Source organism: Caldisericaceae bacterium, assembly GCA_036574215.1.
In the GTDB taxonomy this organism is placed as follows: Bacteria; Caldisericota; Caldisericia; order Caldisericales; family Caldisericaceae; genus Caldisericum.
On sequence record JAINCR010000061.1, the window covers coordinates 1 to 6,135 of the forward strand.

Genomic DNA, 6,135 nt, shown 5'->3' on the forward strand with positions numbered 1-6,135 from the left:
ACTAGTTGAAGCATCTGGAGCATAACCATCATTTACAAACAAGGCATATCTTGCAGCATTAGCAAATGTTGCATAGAAGTTAAAGTAGCCGTTTAAAGTTGTTCCAGTCGTAACAACATTCCATGTGACGTGGTGGGTGTCATTCTGCAATCTTTTCCTTGCGTAAGCAAGTGCGAAGCCTCTGCGGTCATTCTGATGAGGCGACTTTTGCCGGGAAGAATCTCCTCTGTTTAAAGAAAAGATCCTTCGTTTCACTCAGGATGACAGGAGAGGTCGGGGGAGTGTTGAGGGGGTGTTTTGTATCCCCTCAACTTACCGAAGAATCTCATCCTTTTGTGTTTTCATACTAACTAAATGACAAAAATTCTCTTATTATCCTCTTGACAAAATGTTTAATTTTTAATATACATAATTGAGAGGGAATTTTAGAAAAAAGATGCCTGTAATTTTACTGAATACTTTTATACTGTTTTCATTGTTTCATAGAGTATTAGGTGGAAGTGTAGGATGGGAGAATAGCACTAAAACTGTTACTATAAGACTTGGAAGTAAATTTATACAACTTCAGATAGGTAATGCAAATGCTATAGCTAATGGAGCAGATAAACTTATCGATACAACAAACTTAAAAGTTGTCCCTGAAATCATAAATGGTAGGACAATGCTTCCTTTAAGATTTGTTGCAGAATCTCTTGGTTGTGAAGTAAATTGGGATGGAAAGACAAAGACAATTACAATAACTTACCAAGGAGGTAAATAGAGAACGAGGAATTTTTATTGGATATACTTCTTTACTCTGAAATATACTTTATGAAAGGAGGAAGTTTATGAGAAAATTTCTTTTAACTATTACATTGGTGGTTATGATTGCTTCCTTAAGTGGTTTTGTCTTTATTAAATCATCTAATGCTTTTATCAGTAGTTCTCTAAAGAAATTAGGCGATGTCTCATTAACAATGCAGATTGGAAGTAGCAAAATGTATGTAAATGACTATGCTATTGAGTTGTATGTTGCACCTGAGGTATCAAATGGATTTACATACATCCCGATTACTGTTATTGCAAAAGGCTTTGGTGGGACGGTTGAATGGATTTCCGATTCCAAAGGCATTATAGTATCGTTAGGGGATATAAGGATAGGGCTTGCAATAAATGGAGATACAGCCGTTTTAAATGGAAATGTCGAGTCGATTCCTCCTGTATATTTAAAAGATGGCATTCCAATGGTTCCGTTAAAAGTATTTGAGGAAGGCTTATTTGCTTCAATAGAGTCGAATCCAATTAATGGGGTTATAAAAATGTCAAGCAGTAAAATATCGTTTAATCCAAATTTAAAGTGGATAACTGTCCTCTATCCTGAGTATGGTTCAATAAGTCCTTCTGGTATAATTAGTGTTGACCCCTCAGATTCCATAACTTTTAATATTGTTCCCGCCCAAATGTCTACAATTAAAGATGTTAAAGTAGATGGTTCATCAGTTGGTGCAGTTTCAACTTATACGTTTGCAGATATTACACAAGACCATACGATTGAAGCAATATTTGAACCTGTATCTTTTATAATCAATGCTTCAGCAACTTTAGGTGGTTCAATTTCCCCTTCTGGCACAGTAGTAGTAAAATATATGGAAAGCAAAACTTTTTTGATCTTACCAAACGATGGTTATCTAATTAAAGATGTTAAAGTAGATAACGAATCAGTAGGACCTGTTTCAACTTATACATTTAGTAACATTACATCAAACCATACTATACATGCAGAGTTTGAAAAAGAATATTCACCCACTTACATTACTTTAGTTATTGGAAGTAACATTGCTTCAGTAAATGGGAAAGGTTATACTTTAGAAGTTCCTGCAACAATCATCGAAAATAGAACATACGTGCCTTTGAGATTTGTTGCAGAAAAGATGGGGTGCACCGTTAACTGGGATCCATTAGATAAAAAGATCACAGTAATTAACGGAGTAAATAAGATAGAACTTTGGATTGGCAAGAGCAAAGCAGTTGTAAATGGAAAAGTAAGCCAAATTGATCCAGCTAATCCTAAGGTTATCCCTATAATTAAGAGTGGAAGAACGCTTGTCCCAATAAGGTTTATCTCTGAATCACTTGGATTCTATGTAAGTTATAATAGCAAGAAAAAACTTGTTTCAATCTCAAATACACCAATTGTAAATTTAGATGGTGCAGTGGGTTATCTTGAAAAAACAGTAAGCTATAACAATAAATCTTACAGTTTTAAGATAGTTAAAATTGACCCAAAGGTTAAAGGTATTAGTTTTATTCCTTCCTTGAGTATAAATGGTTATAATAAGGGAGCAGATTATAAAACTTTTTTACTTCCAAATACCATTGTTATGGTGAATGGTATTCCGTTTGATACAAATACATTTGAAGTTTCTGGCACAGTCTTTGGTAATTCAAATGGCGAAATTGAAGCAGGAACATCAGAGACATTTATAATAGATCCAAACGGAAATTGCTTCTATGAAGAGGGTAGAATTGAAGTTCATGCAGATGTAACTGACATAAGTGGAACAAAAGATACTTTGAAAACATATTCAATTAACTCAACTTCATATGGAGGGTTTACAGTCTATACAAATTGGTATAAGGATGATGTTAATATTGATTACGATACTGTCTTTGTCATCATAAATAGTGGAGGGAAAGTTGATGGCACTATAGAAGGTCCTGCAATTGTTAATCCTTCAAAGGTTCTTACAAATGGCCAATTTGGTATCTATGCTTATCAGCATTCAACTGCACACTGGATAAAAGATACAGTTTCTATCTTTAGAAGGTCTATTTATGTAGAACTTAGTATAACGATAAACGACAGGGATATAACAAACAGCTTCTTTGTGCAGAGTTCTCCAGTTGTGGTAAAAAATGGAGTTCCTTTTGATGGTGCAGCAAGATACCCAAATTCATTTAGGATGACAAAGAATGGAGCAAGAGTATTCATAGCAACCGATGGAAGGTATGTTTACTTTATTGTAACTCCTACTGCTATGAGTCTAAGAAACGATCCTGTTGGTGAGATTATATTAAAGTTGGGTTATTTTAAATACGTTTTATCACTTGATGGAGGAGGTTCAACAACACTTTATTACAAAGACAAATACATCTACACTCCAGGAAGGAATCTTGTAACCTGCATTGGAGTGGTAAGCAAAACTCCTTGAATTCGACTCCATATCTGTTGCAGTAAAAGGAGTTAATCTTTCAATAGTTTGAAAAAAAGAATAACAAGAAGGGAGGAAATTTAAATGAAAAAATTAGTTGCAGTTCTTTTGACCATCTTGATGCTCTTTTCTTCATTTCAGGGGGTATTAAGAGAAAATGTGGTAAGAGGGCAAACCGCTGTATGGAAAGAGTTAAGCACTGGATCCAATGGTCTAATGAAGGGTGATGAGATTACAAGTGTTGTCGTTGATCCTAAAAATCCAAATACTATTTATGTAGGAACTGGTTTTTATGGTGTATATAAATCTGAAGATAGTGGTTTAACTTGGAAAGCAACAAGTAGTGCTATACCAGATATGGGAAATGTCCTAACTCTTGCAATTGATCCTAAAAACACAAATATAGTTTATGCAGGATTATTTAACTTTGGAAGACCAAGAATTTACAAGACAGAAGATGGTGGGAAAACATGGAAGAGGCTTGAAAAATCTCCAAACTATCCTGTTTACACTATCACTATCGACCCTAATAATACAAACGTTATTTATGCTTATGCGTTTTCAGATGGCTTCTATAGATCAGATGATGGAGGTATCAACTGGAAAAAATTAAACGTAACTGCATATTTTACGGCATTAAGTTGTATTACTGTAGATCCTAACAATTCTAATGTTGTTTACATAGTTCAGTATGGTCCAATTTACAAATCAGAAGATAAAGGTGAACATTTTACAGAGTTATGGGTTGAAAAGTATCCTACAATGTCAGTTGTAGTAGATCCAAATAACTCAAACGTGCTCTATGCTTCAACTGATGGTGCAGGAATTTTTAAATCAGTAGATGGTGGAAAAACCTGGACACAAACATCATTAAAAATTGCTAATGCTGAAAGAATTGTAGTTAATCCCAATAATCCTACTGTAATGTATGCCTTAGACAACGTGAGAAGTTGCATTGAAGAAACATCAGATGCATGGAAAAACTGGAAATATACAGATCTAACAGGATTGCCAAAAGATATGAAAAAAGATGAAACCATACATAAAGGGCCTCTATGTTCTCTTGCAATCGATTCAAAAGGCAATCTCTTTTTAGGAACAACAAAAGGTATTTTTGAACATGTTGTCCAAGGTCCCCCTTCAACTTCTAATAAACTTATTTTTGCTATAGGTTATGAGCCTGATTACATAGTTTCTTTTTTGACTTCTATGATGGCATCGGCTGTTATTACCGGTGCTACTGAGGCAAAACTTATCGGAATAAAACCTGACGGAACTCTATTTCCAGATTTAGCAACTAACGTCCCAAATTTTTCTGATGGAAGCTGGAAAGTATATGAAGTAAATGGGAAGAAATACATGCAAACTACATATAACTTAAGAAAGGGTGTAAAATGGTCAGATGGAGTCCCAATAGACTATGAACAAGATATTAAGTTCGCAGTCTACGATATATATCTATCTGGAAAAATTCCACGGATACCTTCGACAGATCCATATGACAAAATTGAGAAGATTGAGTTTTTAGATCCTTATACTATGGTGGTAACTTGGAAAGAGTTTACACCTTATGCAAATCTTGGTCTTCCAATCTATCCAAAACACTATTATAGTAAAGTTCCTGTCGAAAAAATTCCTTCTTCTACATTGGTGAACACCCCAGTTCATGCAGGACCATATAAGGTAAAAGAATGGGTAAAAGGTTCTTACATAAGTATCGTGCCAAATCCATATTACTATGGAAATCAACCCAAAATTTCTGAAATTGTTTTTAAATGGTTATCGGGAGAAGATGCACTTTCTCATATCATTAGTGGAGATGTTGATATTACGTATCTTTGCCTTGATTTGTTAGAAGCAAATAAGGCAAAAAATGTTTTAGGTGTTACTGTTTTAAATGTTCCTTCAACTTTCTGGGAACACCTTGAAATTAATATGAGCGATCCAATCCTTTCTGAAGTAAGAGTCCGTAAGGCAATTGCATATGGTATTGATTATGATGATTTAAATAACCGTGTATTCTTTGGACTAAGAGTAATTAGTTACTATCCTTACATTGCACTCTTTAACGAATACTATAGAAATCCAAATGCAACTCTTCCTAAATACAATCCCGAAATAGCAAATAAACTCCTTGATGAAGCAGGATGGAAGATGGGTTCTGATGGCTATAGATACAAAGATGGAAAGAAGCTGACGCTTGAACTCTCAACAACAACCAGCCAAATTAGAAAAAATGAAGCTAAAGTATTGCAAGAACAACTTAAGAAGATTGGCATTGAGATCACAATAAAATATCCACCTAACTTCTTTAATTCTTATCTTCCCCATAGGTTGTTCCAATTAGCATTATTTGCTTGGGGTGGTGACCCACTTGACCCAGGTGGATTTTCTCTCTACCACTCTTCACAAATTCCAACTGAGGTAAATGATTGGCGAGGGCAAAACTATACAGGTATTTCTGACCCTACACTTGATGATGCAATTTACAAGGCAACTCACGAAGTTGACCCATCTATCCGTCAAAGGAATTACTATATAGCAGATCAAAGACTCGTAGACCTTGTGCCACAAATCGGGTTAAATGTATGGACAGACGTTGTAACCTTTAAAAACAATATCAAAGGTATAAATTATTCTATAAGTAGGAGTGTTCCAATTACATGGAATATTCAAGATTGGTATATAGGTTTTGATATAGTTGCTTTAGCAGGTTCTGGTGGATCAATTTCACCATCTGGGACAGTTGCAGTTGTCTCTGGCAATTCCCAAACATTTACAATTACTCCAAATGCAGGTTATAAAATTAAAGATGTGAAAGTAGATAATGTTTCAGTTGGTGCAGTAACAACTTATACATTTGAGAATGTTACAGCGAATCATAAAATTGAGGTTGAATTTGAACCAATTACATTTACTATAACTGCTTTTGCAGGTACAAGCG

At 34.7% G+C, this 6,135-nt stretch carries 3 protein-coding genes; all 3 read left to right on the forward strand.

Features of this window, described 5'->3' with window-relative positions:
* Positions 1-436: 436 nt before the first annotated feature.
* A complete protein-coding gene (locus tag K6343_03765; GenBank protein MEF3245080.1) occupies positions 437-760 on the forward strand; it encodes a copper amine oxidase N-terminal domain-containing protein in 324 nt (107 codons plus the stop codon).
* A 67-nt stretch (positions 761-827) separates the two neighbouring features.
* Complete coding sequence (locus tag K6343_03770; protein ID MEF3245081.1) at positions 828-3,191, forward strand: phosphodiester glycosidase family protein; 2,364 nt, start codon at positions 828-830, stop codon at positions 3,189-3,191.
* Positions 3,192-3,275: 84 nt separating this feature from the next.
* A partial coding sequence (locus K6343_03775) for a hypothetical protein (GenBank protein MEF3245082.1) occupies positions 3,276-6,135 on the forward strand: 2,860 nt, incomplete at its 3' end.

Excerpts from the sequence above, each read along its gene's own strand:
- K6343_03765 (MEF3245080.1), top strand. The coding sequence starts at position 437 with ATGCCTGTAATTTTACTGAATACTTTTATACTGTTTTCATTGTTTCAT.
- K6343_03770 (MEF3245081.1), top strand. The coding sequence starts at position 828 with ATGAGAAAATTTCTTTTAACTATTACATTGGTGGTTATGATTGCTTCC.